We start from the raw sequence: 15,512 nt of genomic DNA, 5'->3' as shown, positions 1-15,512 counted from the left end.
CTTACCTCCTCTCACGAACAGACACTTTTCACATTTTACCATATGGAGTCAGTTCTTCACAACAAAGCTAGTTCGTGTAAACTTCCGGTTTTAGTACGCCAATAAATGGCAGGTTTCGATATTTCTCGGCAAAATCCAGACCGTAGCCGACTACGAATTCGTCTGGAATCGTAAATCCGCTGTAATCTGGCGAGATGTCTACTTTGCGGCGATCCGGCTTGTTGAGAAGCGTCACGACCTTTACGGAAGCCGCCTGGCGGTGGCGCAGAAGCTCCATCAGCCTGCTCAGCGTCAAACCGCTGTCCATGATGTCCTCGACAACGAGGACGTGACGGCCTTCGGCGGAAGTGTCGAGGTCCTTCAGGATTTTCACCATCCCGGAAGACTCGGTTCCGCTTCCATAGCTGGATACGGCCATAAAGTCCATTTCGCAGGGAATGTCCATATGGCGAAGCAAATCGGCCATAAATACGACAGCGCCCTTCAAAACGCAGATGACCAACGGGTTTTTGTCCCGGTATTCTTCGCTCAAGATAGAGCCCAGCTCTTTAACCTTGCTGGCAATTTGTTCTTCGGTGAGCAAAATCTCCTTGATGTCTTGGTTCACGTTAATACCTCCCGCCACTCTTCTCCAAACTCCACTTCCACATACAATACCCGCTTGGTCCGTTCACTTACAGGCGCAATGGCGGATCGGCGGATGCCCGGAACCCAGATCACCTGGTCGCCCGCAGTCAGGATCGGCAGTCTGTCCCGCCACTTCTGCGGCACCTTGGCGTCGATCAGCAGTTCCTTCAGCTTTTTGCTCCCCGCTGTTCCCCATAGAGGCATGCGGTCACCTTGCTTTCGATTGCGAACGCATAAAGGCCCAGGAAGGCGATCGGCATCAAAAGCCGCCGCGTGATCGGGAACTCGTGCCCAATCGATGGGGCCATCACGATAAAACGTATGTACCGCTGCTCCACTTTCCGTAATCAGTGTTGTTCCCGGAACAGCAAGCTGGTAGCAGAAAATCTGACGATATAATTTCTGGCCATTCGTCTGAAAGCGAACCTGCCGATATGCCCTGGCCACTGTCACGGCACCGGGCAAATCCAGTTCAGCAGACGGACGATTTCCCTCTATCATGCGCAAAACGGCCTCCACATGTTGCGAAGACCATTCGATTTGGCTTGAGAGATAACTTAATATTAGAGTAATCATTCTCCTTTGTAAAGCAACGTCACAACTTTGAAACTTGTCGGCGTCGATCGTCACGTCGCCTTTTTTCTGCTTGATCACAACCGCTTTTAACTGATCGCGACTCTGCTTTTGCAGGTAAGCTTCATCCTCCTGAACGGCCTTTGACAGGGAAAGGATGTGCTCGCGGTAGCGCTCGTTTACCTGCTCCAACAGCGGCATTACTTCCAGCCGGATCAGGTTGCGGGCGTACTTGCGCGAGCGGTTGCTGCTGTCCTCTCGCGGGAATAGCGCGTTTTCCTCACAGTAGCGCTCCAGCTCCGCTCTGCTCACATGCAGAAGCGGCCGGATCAGCTCGACCTGGCCCTCCACCAGCCAGCGCCTGGCTGGCATCCCGGTCAGACCGGAGAGGCGCGTTCCCCTCAACAGCCGAAACAAGACCGTCTCCACCTGGTCGTCGGCATGATGCGCCACGGCTACTTTGGCAGCGCCTGTACGAAGCGCGACCTGCTTGTAGAGATCATAGCGCACAGCGCGGCTCGCTTCCTGAGCCCCCATGCCGGTCTCCTTCATGACATCTGGAATGCTCCGTTCAAACAAGTGAAAAGAAACCCCGAGGGATTGGCACAGCTCTCCGGCATAGTCCGCGTCCCTGCCCGCTTCCTCCCCGCGGAAACCGTGATTCAGGTGTACAGCGTGCAATTTCCAGCCGTACTGATAGTGTGAATTGAGAGCCCACAAGATATGCAAAAGGGCAGTCGAGTCATTTCCGCCAGAGATGCCGACCACGACTGTCTCGCCCGGCTCCAGGAGCCTGCTGCGCTCGATGTTATTGCGCACGCTTTCTAGCATGGCGCGCTCCCCTCCAGATGGCAAATAAAGAAATTCCCAGGATCAGACCGGACGCGATCGCTCCTGCCACCATCGCAGTCTGCATGGCCAGCATGATTCCTTCCATATATTGTCCATTTACGAAGGCAAGCATCGCTTTGTAAGCAAGAGATCCCGGCACCAGAGGGATGATGCCGGCAACACTGAAGTTGGTGGAGGGGACCCTCAGCCAGACGGACAAAACTTGACTTAATATGGAAACGGTTGTCGCTGCCGCAAACGTGCATAAAATAACCTCAGCCCCAAAATATGGGAGAATGGAGAAAACAAGCCATCCGATCAAACCGGCGAAGCCGCATGCCAGCAAGGTGCGCACCGGAACATTAAACAGCAATCCCCACGCCATCGAAGACAACAGACTGAGGCCCAATCCTTTCAACAATACCATTCGTCTCTCACCTCACGAACCACAGGGTAATAGCCGTCGCTACCGCAACGGAAAGTGCTGTCAAAAGCGCTTCTGCCCCGCGTGAGACTCCCGCGACGAGATCTCCGGCCATCAGATCCCTGAGCGAGTTGGTGATGGCGATCCCCGGGAAGAGAGGAAGCATGGCACCGATGATCAGGATGCTGAGGTGCAGCTCCGTAAAAAAGGTAGCGCACAGGAGCGCAAACAATCCGCCCAGCAAAGCTGATACAAATTCAGTAAAAAATTTGATCCGTAGAAACTTTTCAAAAAATTGCAGACTGAGGTTGACCGTCAGTCCCGCCAATGCGGAGGGCAGCAGATCATACCAAGTACCGCCCGCAAGCATGGCAAAAGAGCCGCTGGCAACGCCAGCCGCCGTATGCAGCATCCATTTGGGGTAAACCGGTTTTCCCTGATCGATTTGCTGAAACAGGTTGTAGGCTTCATAGATGGTAATATCTCCCGAAACAAACCGGCGCGAGACGTCGTTGGCCAAGGTGACCTTGCTCAAATTGATCGTCCGGCTGGGTGTGCGGATCATGCGTGTATGATCTTGTCCATTCGCACGAAATGACAAGATGATGCTGGTCGGGGTCGCGGAGCTGTTAACCGAATCCATGCCGGCCGCCTTGGCAATCCACGACATCGTCTCTTCCGTACGATACGTTTCCCCGCCGTTCTTCAACATAATTTCGCCTGCCAACAAGCAGGTATCCATAACAAGATCTGGGGACACCTATTGTCACACCCCTTACATCATCCATGCATAATACAATGTTCCGGCCAATAGCAGCATGGATGCGACAAACAACCCGCCTATCCAGATGCCTGATGAACCGGACCCTGACGCCTTTTTTTGCTGAACTGCAGTCGTACGGCCTTGCACGATCGCCAGCATATCGCTTTTCATTTCTTCCGCTCCCGCGTACTGTCCGTGGAAAGCCTTGATGAGCGGAACCCGAAATGGGTAAAGGCTGTCGTTGTTCCGTATTATATCACAGAGCAGACTGGTTTGACGCGGCTCCGTTCGAGAACTCTTCCAAACTTCCGGGCTGCTTGCCAGACGGACGGTCATCACGGCCAGCGAGAAGAGATCATAGGCCGGCTCTGCGCGTCTGTCACCCGCATGCCAGGCAGCCCGGTCATACTCCTCCGTAAATTGCCTGACCGCACAGCCATGTTTCGTAACCCCTCCAAAATCGATCAGCCTCACTTGACTGTCTGCACGGGTTACAATCACGTTTTCCGGCTTCAAGTCGCCGAAAACCCATCCTCTTTGATGGAGGACGGCCAGTCTGGCCAAAAGCTGGATGATCAAAACCGGCACCCAATCCGTTCCCGTGCGCTGGACGAACTGATCCAGCTGCTCGCCATCGAGGTATTCCATCGCGTAAAAGGTGCATGACCGCCCGTCAATATAGAGGTCATCCACGTCGCAGAGGAGCGGAGCGACGGTTACCCGCGCATCCCGCCCCTGCTGAACGCTTTTTAGCGCATGAACTTCCATGAGAATATCCATGCCTTCCGCTCCGATTTTCACGGCTCGCCGAACCCCGTCCTGGGACACCAGATAGACCGCCCCGTTGGCACCACGCCCCAGCTCCCGCAGGACATGGTACGTTTTCTGATTCCATTTGCCGCGAAATTGGGGAGGCAGCTTGGGAATGGCGCGATTAAAAGACATGGTCTCTCAAACTGCCTTGGTCACCGTCTTCGAGCTCATTATGCCCGTAGCGATCGCGCAAGCCGGTTGGGAGCTTGACATGCTCAAACAGTGCAATCGCTTCGATAATCGCCGGTCCAGTCGGTGTAATCCCGCTCATCGTCAGTCCGGAAGTCAACTGATGAGCCTGATCCACCTCCTCAGTCCACGGGATGCGGACATCGAGGTGATTTTGTTTCCCAGGAAATGAACAAACAGCCATCCGGCTTTGTCCGCTTCTCGAACGAAGGCTGATGCTGAAGTCGTGGATGGCTTGCTGGACAGCAGCCAGCTTCGGCTTCATGCTTCCGGAGGAATCGACCAGCATCACTACATCGAGACGACTGCGTTCGCCCAGCTCGTCCACCATCCCGGCGACCTGGACTCTTTTCTCGGGAACCAATCCCTCCATGGCGGAATCGCCCAAAATCTCTTTCAATTCCTTGCTTACTACCTGGTGGATCGTCCGCGTCATAGCCTTGCGTGTCAACATCTGTACGGTTTGGGCCAACTGCTGGGGGTACACGATGTCAAACAGACCGCCGCCCGCTTCTGCTATTTCGCGAATTTCCTTCTCTCCCTGCTCGCCCATATCGCCTTTTTCAACCACGCCGATGACGTTTACCGTGATCCCCTGCTCCCTCGCCAGGGTCGCAGCCGCAACCGGACTAATGCCGGAGTTGGAGCAGCCGTCCGTCACCACCAAAATTTGTCGTAAGGTTGCTTCTTTCACTAGTCATCTCCCCATTCTGTCTTGCCTGTATTGGTAACCAGTATCGACAGTGCAAAGGGGAAACATACCAGAAGGATTGCCGCAGGCTTGTCAGAAGCCCGCTGCAACCCTTCTTTTATCCATCATTTTATCTATCGTTCACTTCATCGTCACAGCTTGCTGATCACATGCTCCTGGATATACGCCCGGATATCCTCTCCGCTCTCCAGTGCCAGCGCTTGCTCGGCGACGGCTACCATCTCAGATGCGTCCAATTGCTTCAGAAGATGGCGGGTGCGCAGAATGGAGGTCGCGCTCATGCTGAACTCGTCCAGACCCAGGCCCAGCAGGATCGGTACCGCAAGCTCTTCTCCGGCCATTTCACCGCACATGCCTACCCATTTCCCTTCTTGATGAGCCGCTTTGATCACCTGGCGGATCAGTCTCAGGACAGCGGGATGAAAAGGATCGTACAAGTAGGAGACCTGCTCGTTCATCCGGTCGGCGGCCATCGTATACTGGATCAGATCGTTCGTGCCGATACTGAAGAAGTCGACCTCCTTGGCCAACTGGTCGGCGATCATGGCAGCCGCCGGAACCTCAATCATGATTCCCACTTCGAGATTCTCGTTAAACGGAATGTGGTTATTGCGCAAATCCGTTTTCACTTCGTCCAGCAACTGGTTTGCCCTGCGCAGTTCTCGCAGCGTCGCGATCATGGGGTACATGATTTTAATGCCCCCGTACGCACTCGCTCTGAGCAAGGCACGCAGCTGTGTCTTGAACAGCTCGGGACGGTCCAGACAAAGGCGGATGGCCCGATAGCCGAGAAACGGATTCAGCTCCTTTGGCATCTCCAAATAGGAAAGCTCCTTGTCCCCGCCAATATCCAGCGTCCTGATCACCACAGGCTTTTCTCCCATCGTCTGCGCAGCAGCTTTGTAAGCCTCAAACTGCTCCTCTTCTGTCGGAAACTGTGCTTTTCCCATGTACAAAAACTCGGTGCGGAACAACCCGATCGCCTCGGCTCCGTTTTGAAGCGCTTGCACGGCGTCCTGCGGATTGCCGATATTGGCAGCCAGTTCTACCCGCTTGCCGTCTTTCGTTATCGTCGCTTCCTTGACCAGACGGGCCCACATCTCTTTTTGCTCAGCGTAGGCCTTTTGCTTTTCCTCATACGTACGGATGACTGTCTCATCCGGCTGGATAAACACTTTTCCCTCCAGCCCGTCGACGATCACCGTATCCCCGGTCTGAACCTGCTCCGTGATCGCAGACAGCCCGACTACGGCCGGGATTTCCATCGTGCGAGCCATAATTGCCGAGTGAGACGTACGGCCTCCGATATTGGTCAAAAAGCCTTTCACCTTGTCGCGGTCAAGCTGTGCCGTATCGGATGGGGTCAGATCATGCACGACGAGAACGATCGGGCCGTCCAGGCTTGTATCCAACTGTTCAGAGATGCCTAGCAGCTTTCTCAGTACACGCTGGCTTACATCGCGAAGATCGGCTGCCCGCTCCCGCATGTACTCGTTATCCATGCTTTCGAATAACACGACAAAGCTGTCGCGAACGTCTTCCACAGCGGCTTCCGCATTCAGCCCCTCGCTCGCAATTTTCGCCTCAATTGCACTGATGAAGTCGGGGTCCTGCAAAAACATCTGGTGGGCTTCAAAAATGGCCGCTTCTTTCTCCCCGATGTCCTTGCGCGTCTTTTCCTTGATCAGCTCTAATTCTTGATGAGCCTCCTGTATGCTCCGTTGAAACCGTTCCACTTCTGCAGCTCTCTGTTCTTCACCGATGGTCCGGCGTTCATAGCGGATTTCTTCGCTGCCTTTGACCACCGCACGTCCGATGACGATTCCCGGAGCTGCCGCAATGCCCTGGATAACCATGTGATCGCCCCTTACTTATTCATGGACCGCTTCGAGCAGGCCTCCCAATTCCTCCATGGCTTGCTGCTCCCCTTCGCCATTGATTTCGAGCGTAATCTCGTCGCCTTTTGCCGCACCAAGCGTCATCAGACCCATAATGCTTTTTCCGTTTACCTTTTTCGTCCCTTTGATCACATTGATCTCGCAGGCGTAGGCTGTCGCCTTTTGGACGAACAGGGACGCAGGACGGGCATGCAGCCCGGTCGGATTTTTAATAGTAAAAGTTTGAGTCAACATCGTGATTCACTCCTTGTCCAGTTATTTGACTGCTTCTTTTTTCAAAAGATTGATCATCAGTGCCGTTACAATCGTACCGACCACAATCGACACTACGTACATTCCGGCATTGCCGATAACGGGGAGAACGAATATGCCCCCATGCGGTGCCGGCAGCGTGCACCCGAAGAACATCGACAGACCGCCAGCCACAGCCGAACCGGCCATCGTCGACGGAATGACGCGCGTCGGATCAGCCGCGGCAAACGGGATCGCTCCTTCGGTAATGAAGGATGCCCCCAAAACGTATGCGGTTTTCCCTGCTTGTCGTTCTTCGGCAGTAAATTTCTTCTTAAACAGCGTGGTTGCCAACGCCAATCCAAGTGGCGGTGTCATCCCTGCTGCCATGATCGCCGCATGCGGACCGAAGTTTCCTTCGGCAATCATGGCGATCCCGAACGTAAACGCCGCTTTGTTAAACGGCCCGCCCATATCGAAGGCCATCATCGCTCCGAGGATAACCCCGAGGATAACCGCATTTCCCTGGTTCATGTTCTTCAGCCAGTCGCTAAGACCCGTATTGATTGCCGCCAAAGGCTCGGAGATGACGTAGACCATGACCAGACCCGTCAGCAGTATCCCGAGCAGCGGATAAATCAGCATCGGCTTTAGCCCTTCCAAGGACTGAGGAAGTCCTGCAAACAGCTTTTTCAATCCGAGCACGATATACCCGGCAAGAAAACCGGCGATCAGTCCGCCCAAAAATCCGGCGCCGCTGGCAGCCGCCAGCATCCCGCCTACCATACCCGGCGCAAAGCCCGGACGGTCGGCGATGCTCTTGGCGATAAATCCGGCCAGGACGGGAATCATCAGTGCAAACGCCGTCCCGCTGCCGATGTCCATCAAAGCCTTGGCGAATGGATGGAAGGTAGGATCGTTCGGGTCAGACGCCTTGATTCCAAACATGAAGCTCAGCGCGATAATGATCCCGCCACCCACGACAAATGGCAGCATGTTGGACACGCCATTCATCAGGTGCTTGTAAAATGCGAATTGCTTTGCTCCCTTTTCTTCAGTGGATTCGGTGGATTCGGCGGATTCGCCATTCTGACCGCTGTTGCCCTCGAAGGTCCTTCCTTCTTGTTTGACTGCCCGATTCAACAGGGCTTCCGGTTGCCGGATCCCTTCGGCTACCGGCACTTCAATCACCACTTTGCCTTTGAACCGTTCCATCTCGACTTGCTTGTCGGCCGCGACGATAACGGCAGCGGCGTCCCGAATATCCTCCGGTGTGAGCTTGTTTTTAACTCCACCCGAGCCATTCGTCTCGACTTTGATGGGTATCCCCAATTCTCCGGCCTTTTTCTTCAGGGCATCGGCAGCCATATACGTATGCGCGATTCCGGTCGGACACGCTGTCACTGCGACCACCTTTGGCCGTGCCGGGAGCGAATCCCCGGTTTCGCCAGCGGGGATAGCATCTGGCGAAGCCCCCGCTTCGGCGCTGTGCACCGCAGCGTTTTCTGCTCCGGCTTGCCCTGTTGTCTGGCTGCCCGTTGATTCGTCCGCTGTTGTTCCGTCTGACCCCTGCGCGCTGTTGATCTCCCGCTCCTTGACGGCGATGATCTCCAGCACCTCTTCCTTTGAACCGGCCGCCATCAGCCGCTTGCGGAGGTCTTCATCCATCAGCATCTGGGAGAGCAGAGCCAGCGTTTCCAGGTGGGCCTGGTTGGCATTCTCCGTTGCCGCAATCATGAAAAACAGATGGGCTTTGGTTCCATCAAATGACTGAAAGTCGATTCCCTGTTTGGAAAAGCCAAACGCGATGCTGGGCGTCTTCACAGCCGCTGTCTTTGCATGCGGTATGGCAATGCCTTCGCCGATACCTGTCGAGCTGAGCGCTTCTCGGGCGAGAATAGCTTCTTTCATCCCGTCCCTGCTGTTCAATCGCCCCGCCTCATCCAGCTTGGCGATCAACTCGTCCAGGACTTCTTCTTTTGTTGAAGCCGCAAGCGATAGGATAATGGTATCTTCTTTGAGCAAATCCCCAATGCGAATCTGATCAGACATATGTGACCCCCCTTATCATTCCACTCTGCTGATGGTTATCTTCGGAGAAAACGCTTTGATTTTCTCGTGTGTGCAAAATCCTTCCGACAAGGCTGTGGCGCTCCCCGCCGCCACGGCGAAGCGGAATGCGTCTTCCAGCTCCATGCCCTTTTCGTATGCGTACAAAAAGCCGGCTACCACAGAATCTCCGGCACCGATGGAATTAACCGGGTCCTGCTTCGGGATACGGGCCGCAAAAGCCGCCTTGCTGTTGACAAAGACAGCGCCCTGTTCCGCCATCGAGACGATGACGTTCCGGGCTCCCGCCTCAAGCGCCTTTTTTCCGTAAAAAATGGCGTCAGCCGGCGACAAAATGTTCACCCCGAACAATTCGCCCAGCTCGTGATGATTTGGCTTGATCAAAAATGGCCGCTCCGCCAAGCCGTCTGCCAGCGCTTTTCCGCTCGCGTCCAGAAAAATGCGGACACCCTTTGGTACCAGACGCTTCATGATGGCTTGATAGATGTCATTCGGAACCCCGCGTGGCACGCTGCCGGCCAGAACCAGGCAGTCTTCATCCGTCAGTTGGTCAAGCCGGCCGTGCAGCTTGGCCAGCGCTTCTGCAGGAATTTCCGGCGGAACTCCGCTAATATCGGTCTCGACATGGGCCTTGATTTTGATGTTTAGCCGAGATTCCTGTTCGATTTTGATCAACTCGTGCCGGATACCGTCCCGCTCCAGTTGATCAGCGATAAACGCTCCTGCGAAGCCTCCTACAAACCCCAGGGCCGTACTGTCCATTTCCAGATTGCGAAGCACCTTGGACACGTTGATGCCCTTGCCTCCCGCAACCTTCCTGTCCTTTTGTGCCTTGTGAATCTGTCCCTCTTCCCAAGAGTCAATCCAGACGTGATAGTCGATCGAAGGATTCAAGGTCACTGTATAAATCATGCTTTCACCACTTTTAGTTGTGTCAGTTTTGCGTATTCCCGCTGTTCCTCATCGGGCAAACCGTCATCAGTAATGACGGTGACGCGATCCATGTCCCCGACTTTGGCAAAAGTCACGCGGGAAAACTTGTTTGAATCGCACAGAACAAAGCACTCGTCCGCGTAGTGAAGCGCCAACTGCTTGACATACGCTTCATCCGGGTCGGGAGTGGTCAGTCCGTGCTTTTTATCGATCCCGTTCATGCCTAGAAAGCATTTGTCGAAACGGTATTGGCTGATCGTATTGACGGCATCTCGGCCCACCAGCGACAATGTAGCCGCTTTCATTTCACCGCCGAGCAAAATGGTCTTGATCTTCCGCTGGCTCAGCTGCAGCGCGATGTCGATTCCGTTTGTCACCACGATAATATTTTCATGAGGAATAAAAGCGAGCATCTGGTAAGTCGTTGTTCCCGCATCAATAAAAATAGAATCGCCTTCCTCGATCAGGCTTGCGGCATATTTGGCGATGGCCACCTTTTCTTTCTCGTGCTTTACCGCTTTTTCTTGAATGGAGGGTTCTTCGATCTTGCTTTGCAGCAAAGCCGCGCCTCCATGGACGCGCTTCAACAGGCGCTGTTCCTCCAGGTCGCTGAGATCCCGCCTCACCGTAGACTCCGATGCGCCGGTCATCTCCACCAGCTCAAGAATGCGGACAACACCCTTTTCCTTGAGTGCCTTCAAAATCATTTCATGACGTTCCGGGGTTAGCATGACAACCTCCTTTCCTCCGTAGCAGAAAAGAAAAAGCATGATGCTGTTACATCTCGATTATAATCCAAAAAACGATCATAAACAATCACAATTAATCATTACCAATCAGAAAACACAACGAAATCTGTCATGTTCTTTCAAAACAAACCACAAAAAAGGCAGCTTGCTCGAATCAGCAGCTACCTTATCTATTCCCTAGAACTCCTTAACTCACAATTCTCGGCCGCTCCAGCTTGGGCATCCCGTGTACCTGGATCGACGACCATTGCGGGACAAATCTGTCAATTCTCGCCACCAGCACAGTCATATCGTCGACGATCTGGCCGGAGTGCTGCCGGATCACGCGCTCCAGCAGCAGATCGGCTACTTCCTGGGGATCATTCGTCTGAAATTCGGAAAGGATCCGCTTCATCCAGGCCTGGCGATTTTCGATATGCCGTGGTGCCTCATAGATTCCGTCTGACATCATGATCAAAAGGTCGCCCGGCTTCAAGGTGCGGGAGACGACATCGACCTCGATATCCTCCAGAATGCCGACCGGCAGGTTGTTGGCCGTTATCGTGATGACATCTGATCCGCGCTTGACGAAGCTCGGTGTCGATCCAATCTTTATGAATCGGGTATGAGCCGTTTGCAGGTCAATCAAAGCCAGGTCTACCGTTGCAAACATTTCATCCGTGGAGCGAAGCGCCAAAACGGAGTTGACAGTCTTGATCGACAGCTTTTCATCGATGCCCGAACGAAGCAGTTGTTGCAGCATGTCCAGAGCGGACTGACTCTCCAGAAACGCCCGCTCGCCATTGCCCATTCCGTCGCTGATCGCAAGCGCCATCTTGCCATTCCCCAAGTCCATCGTCCGAAAGCTGTCTCCGGATAGAAGCTTCCCGTCTTTTGCGGCTCCCGCGATGCCGATGTCGACCTCGAACGTTTTTGCCGAAGCGAGGCACATCGTGCAGCTACCGTCCTTCTGCGCCTCACAGTGCCGCTCTTTCACCACGATGTTCTCGCCTAAAATTTCCGTCAGCATCGGCGCGACGATCTTGGCGCACTCGTCCCTTCCATAGCAGGTAGGCTGGCTGATCTCAATGTCAACCTTCCCTTCCTCCAAATTGTGGATCTCCACCCGCCGCACAGACAATCCCAATCCCTCCAGCGCCTGGGACACCTGTTTTTCCTGCAGGCTCAGCTCCATCCCTTCGCGCTGAATCTCACGGGCAAAATCGCTCATGACCCGCGATACTCCGGACAGTTGATCCGCCACCAGCTTGCGGCTTTCCTTCACTTGCTTTTTCAAAAGCTCAAACGCCAGCTGACGATCGTACTCCTGCTCCATGACGGTCATCACTTTTTCCGTTTTGACGCACTTTCTCTCCCAATCGCGCGGAGGGATGACATGGGCGAGCGAGCCGGTCTCCTGCAGCTTGTCGATCATCCAGCGCATGCCTTGATAGATCGCCTCCGGATCCTTTTCCCAGCACTGCTCGCGCTTCCAGCATTTTTGGCAAGTAAACTCGGTCACCCGGCTCAAAAATGCATCGGCTTCTTCATCGCGTTCTTCCGTATCGGCGGCCGTCTGGGCAAAGCTGCGGGACAACTGGGTAAACAGCTCGGAGAACTGCTGGATCTTGCCAGCCGTCACATCGCGGACACGCCGCATGTACTCTTGATGGGATTGCAGATTTTCTGTTGTCCCCGGAATAAAGCGCGAGACGTTTTTCCATACGCTGGCCGGAGTCAGCAAGAACAAGATGATTGCAAGGCCGGTCTCAACCAGTGACAAATAGAGGGTTTCTTCCGCTCCGCCGTAAATGGCCAGGATGGCTGTACCGATCAATAATCCCGCAGATACGCCAACCTTGCCGCCTTCTTTCAACAGGCCCGCGAGCAGACCGGAAAAGGCGAGCAGATTGATTTGCATTAACGCGCCTACATTTGCCAGGCTGAGGATCAGGCCTGTTACCACCCCGACCGCGGCCCCGATCGTTCCTCCCCCGGCAAAAGCAAACAAGAGAAGCAAATACCGCGACAGGACGTGCTCCATGGAGAGGCCTTCAACTGTCCAGTTTACCGTGCCCGTCATCAATGAGGCGAGCAGGATCACCAGTGAGACGACCTCTTCGCTTTTCAGGGGCTCATACGGTTTTGCCAAATGGATGATGGACAAGGATTGGATAAAAATCAAGGTGAGGACAAAGCTCAGCACCGACTCTACCGCCACCATAACCAGCTTGTAGGTCGTTACCTGGTTGGTGATGGCGTCAAACAACAGGTGGCTGGCAAAAACCGTGATCAGGACAAACAGAGGAGTCCTGGAGAAGTCTTTGCGCCGCAGCCGCTCGCTCCATTTGCAAACAGCCAGTGCCAGCGCCACGCTCATGACGGCCTGCAAGCCCATCGGAACGGTATGGGTAAAGGCCCCGAAAACGAGAGCAACCCCACATGCGAGGATGCTATCCTTGCGTAGGTAGTACATGACCATAAAATACGGAACGATAAAGGGAGTCAATTCCTCCAGGATCAAAGCTCGTCCCAGTAAAAAACCCATCAGGAAGGGCAGCAGCTTCCATTTCTCGGCTGTTTCTGCAATGCGTTCTCCCCATGTTCCCGTTGCGGCATTCCATTGCTCCGAAACCCGCCTCGACCACATGTTGCCTGTACTGGTTACGTTTTTATTTATCATCATCTTGCTACACCACCCCGTTAACGTATTCAATGGTTCCCATTATACGGAGGCAGTGCTGTAAAATTTGTCAAAAAACCAAGGCGTATTCCTAAAATCGTGCGACAAAATCATTGACGCAATTGGCCCCATTAAACTTGGCTTCGACAAGCTTTTTGCCGAAGCCATGGGATGAATTGCTTTGGATAAAAAAAAGAACCGACGTTTTGGCGGTCTACGTCGGCTGACAGGTGATTCGCGCTTAGCGAAACGGGCTTGTCATTATAGATTCGTCATCGTTTTGAAATGCCCTTCCTCATTCTCTCGTCATTTTGCGCATTTTTGTAAATAAGAAAACTCGCAATACTCAGACATTATTGCAGGTCAACGGCCCCGCCCTCTCTTGTCCCTTTTCTTCCTGAGAGCTGTCTGACGGTCTTCACTTTCCTTGATAAACCTGTTGAGCTTGTCTTCAAATCCTTCTGCCCGATCACGCATATGTCGGGGAGACCTTTCTTTATCCTGCGCTTTTTTTATCGAAAGACCGATTTTTCCGTCACGGATATTCAGCACCTTGACGGTGACCTTGTCTCCAAGCTTGAGATGATCGTTAATGTCTTTTACGTAAGTGGACGCGATTTCACTGATGTGAACAAGCCCCGTTTCTCCACCGGGCAATTCTACGAAAGCACCGAATTTTGTGATGCCTGTCACTTTCCCTTCCAGTTTGCTCCCTACTTCGACTCCCATGGACGTGAAAGGCCTCCCTTTGGTGAAGATATCCCTGAACGTCTACTCCGGAATCACGTATATACTTTCGCCCGGCTTTGTATAAAAGAATTGCTTTCGTGCCAGCTCTGCGATGTAATCCTGGTCGTATAGGCGGCTTGCCTTGTACGTCAGTTCCGCTTGCTCGGCCTGAACGGCGTTCATTTCCTGCTTGAGAGCTTCGAGTTCGGCTTTCTTTCCGGCCAGATCCTCGCTTTGCACATAAAGCGTATAGCCGGCCCAAACAAACAGGCAGAGGACGAAGAAGAGAACAAGGCGGATTCTCCGCTTTTGTCCCTTTCGATTATTCACTTGAGGGGGGGATACGGTTCGCATGTTTGCCACCTCGATTGCTGTTACTTCTGCTTCTTCCCGAATAACCATTTCTTCCAATGACTCCGAAACCCTGCCCATTTCCCGAATATATTTTTCCCCAATTGCTGACCCCATCTGGCAAAAGGAGACGTAAGCGTGCGAATGATCTTCCATCCATAGCCGAAAATGGTCGTCACAATTGTCAGCAGAAAAGTGACCAGCATGAAAACCAATTTATACAAAAGCAATACAGGGCGGACGATTAACGTATTGATTATTGCTACTATGGTTCGATATAACCACCGTATGAATTTTATCACGGCGTGAAGAAATTGCACATACTTCTTACTGCCTATGACAAAATACATCCATGCTCCGAGAAGCATGCCGATGAAGATGGGCAATCTGACAATCCCGTCATTTACCCGGACGAGGACCCAAAAGACGACACCCATGCTGCCTACCCAGAACAAAATGTCGAGAAAGAAGGTCACCCAAGCCGGAAGCCTGCCCTTTCCTGTGAATACGTGATACGTATCATACCCCATCCCCATTAAAGCCCCACAAACCGACATGGCCAGAACCGTTTGCAGCTGAACCGCGATACTCACTTGAATAACTTCCCGAAGAATCCTCTCGACCGGTCTGTAGCCTGCCCTTGCTCCAGATAAGCCATTTCGTGTACCAAGCCCTCAATCGCCACTTCACCGGTCTCCAGGCTCAGGTTCTTCATATGCAGGTTCTGTCCACGTATGGTTAAAAAGCCGCCTTCCGTTTCCAAAAGAAACTCTTCACTATCAAAGCTCTCGACGTTCTTCACACCGGAAATCGCCAAACTTCGGCGATTGATCATTACGACTTCGTGACGTGGCCGCTTCACGTGGTCGTTCATCGTTTTCGCCCTCCTCACGGTACCTCGTTCTTGTACCATAAATATGGAGGGGGATGTCCTTTTAGAACAACAAGCCTTCACGA

Annotated in this window: 16 protein-coding genes; all 16 read right to left on the bottom strand. The window is 53.4% G+C overall.

Annotated elements, in window-relative coordinates; genetic code table 11:
• Positions 1-67: 67 nt before the first annotated feature.
• Complete coding sequence (gene hpt, locus NSQ24_RS00915; RefSeq protein WP_003390258.1) at positions 68-607, bottom strand: hypoxanthine phosphoribosyltransferase; 540 nt, start codon at positions 605-607, stop codon at positions 68-70.
• A complete protein-coding gene (tilS, locus tag NSQ24_RS00910) occupies positions 604-2,031 on the bottom strand; it encodes a tRNA lysidine(34) synthetase TilS (protein WP_024983363.1) in 1,428 nt (475 codons plus the stop codon). The genes hpt and tilS overlap by 4 nt, the downstream gene beginning before the upstream one ends.
• Complete coding sequence (locus tag NSQ24_RS00905) at positions 2,009-2,458, bottom strand: threonine/serine exporter family protein (protein ID WP_172920683.1); 450 nt, start codon at positions 2,456-2,458, stop codon at positions 2,009-2,011. The genes tilS and NSQ24_RS00905 overlap by 23 nt, the downstream gene beginning before the upstream one ends.
• Positions 2,459-2,465: 7 nt before the next feature.
• Positions 2,466-3,215 carry a threonine/serine exporter family protein gene (locus NSQ24_RS00900; RefSeq protein WP_003390255.1) on the bottom strand — a complete coding sequence of 250 codons (750 nt, stop codon included), beginning with the start codon at positions 3,213-3,215 and terminating at the stop codon, positions 2,466-2,468.
• Positions 3,216-3,230: 15 nt separating this feature from the next.
• On the bottom strand, positions 3,231-4,163 hold the full coding sequence (locus NSQ24_RS00895; RefSeq protein ID WP_003390254.1) for a serine/threonine protein kinase: 933 nt from the start codon (positions 4,161-4,163) through the stop codon (positions 3,231-3,233).
• On the bottom strand, positions 4,153-4,914 hold the full coding sequence (locus tag NSQ24_RS00890) for a VWA domain-containing protein (protein WP_024983364.1): 762 nt from the start codon (positions 4,912-4,914) through the stop codon (positions 4,153-4,155). Before NSQ24_RS00890 ends, NSQ24_RS00895 begins: the two co-directional genes overlap by 11 nt.
• Positions 4,915-5,063: 149 nt before the next feature.
• Positions 5,064-6,788, bottom strand: a complete 1,725-nt coding sequence (ptsP, locus tag NSQ24_RS00885; RefSeq protein ID WP_339166984.1) for a phosphoenolpyruvate--protein phosphotransferase — start codon at positions 6,786-6,788, stop codon at positions 5,064-5,066.
• A 15-nt stretch (positions 6,789-6,803) separates the two neighbouring features.
• A complete protein-coding gene (locus tag NSQ24_RS00880) occupies positions 6,804-7,064 on the bottom strand; it encodes an HPr family phosphocarrier protein (protein ID WP_003390251.1) in 261 nt (86 codons plus the stop codon).
• Positions 7,065-7,085: 21 nt separating this feature from the next.
• Complete coding sequence (locus NSQ24_RS00875; RefSeq protein ID WP_339166982.1) at positions 7,086-9,113, bottom strand: fructose-specific PTS transporter subunit EIIC; 2,028 nt, start codon at positions 9,111-9,113, stop codon at positions 7,086-7,088.
• 15 nt (positions 9,114-9,128) lie between these two features.
• Entirely contained in the window at positions 9,129-10,043 is a 915-nt protein-coding gene (pfkB, locus tag NSQ24_RS00870) for a 1-phosphofructokinase (RefSeq protein WP_003390248.1), read from the bottom strand.
• Complete coding sequence (locus tag NSQ24_RS00865) at positions 10,040-10,795, bottom strand: DeoR/GlpR family DNA-binding transcription regulator (RefSeq protein WP_024983368.1); 756 nt, start codon at positions 10,793-10,795, stop codon at positions 10,040-10,042. The genes pfkB and NSQ24_RS00865 overlap by 4 nt, the downstream gene beginning before the upstream one ends.
• A 205-nt stretch (positions 10,796-11,000) precedes the next feature.
• Complete coding sequence (gene spoIIE / locus NSQ24_RS00860; RefSeq protein ID WP_122958776.1) at positions 11,001-13,478, bottom strand: stage II sporulation protein E; 2,478 nt, start codon at positions 13,476-13,478, stop codon at positions 11,001-11,003.
• A gap of 360 nt (positions 13,479-13,838) precedes the next feature.
• Positions 13,839-14,204 carry a S1 RNA-binding domain-containing protein gene (locus NSQ24_RS00855; protein ID WP_003390245.1) on the bottom strand — a complete coding sequence of 122 codons (366 nt, stop codon included), beginning with the start codon at positions 14,202-14,204 and terminating at the stop codon, positions 13,839-13,841.
• A 42-nt stretch (positions 14,205-14,246) separates the two neighbouring features.
• Positions 14,247-14,558, bottom strand: coding sequence for a septum formation initiator family protein (locus NSQ24_RS00850; RefSeq protein ID WP_024983369.1), 312 nt, complete (start codon positions 14,556-14,558; stop codon positions 14,247-14,249).
• A 20-nt stretch (positions 14,559-14,578) separates the two neighbouring features.
• Positions 14,579-15,148, bottom strand: a complete 570-nt coding sequence (gene yabQ, locus NSQ24_RS00845) for a spore cortex biosynthesis protein YabQ (RefSeq protein ID WP_243014714.1) — start codon at positions 15,146-15,148, stop codon at positions 14,579-14,581.
• Entirely contained in the window at positions 15,145-15,429 is a 285-nt protein-coding gene (yabP, locus tag NSQ24_RS00840) for a sporulation protein YabP (protein ID WP_003390242.1), read from the bottom strand. Before yabP ends, yabQ begins: the two co-directional genes overlap by 4 nt.
• Positions 15,430-15,512 lie beyond the last annotated feature (83 nt).

Origin of the sequence: Brevibacillus sp. FSL L8-0520 (assembly GCF_037963895.1) — a bacterium.
GTDB lineage: Bacteria > Bacillota > Bacilli > Brevibacillales > Brevibacillaceae > Brevibacillus > Brevibacillus borstelensis.
The sequence above is the reverse complement of the archived record's forward strand: the minus strand, read 5'-3'. Positions and strand labels throughout refer to the sequence as shown.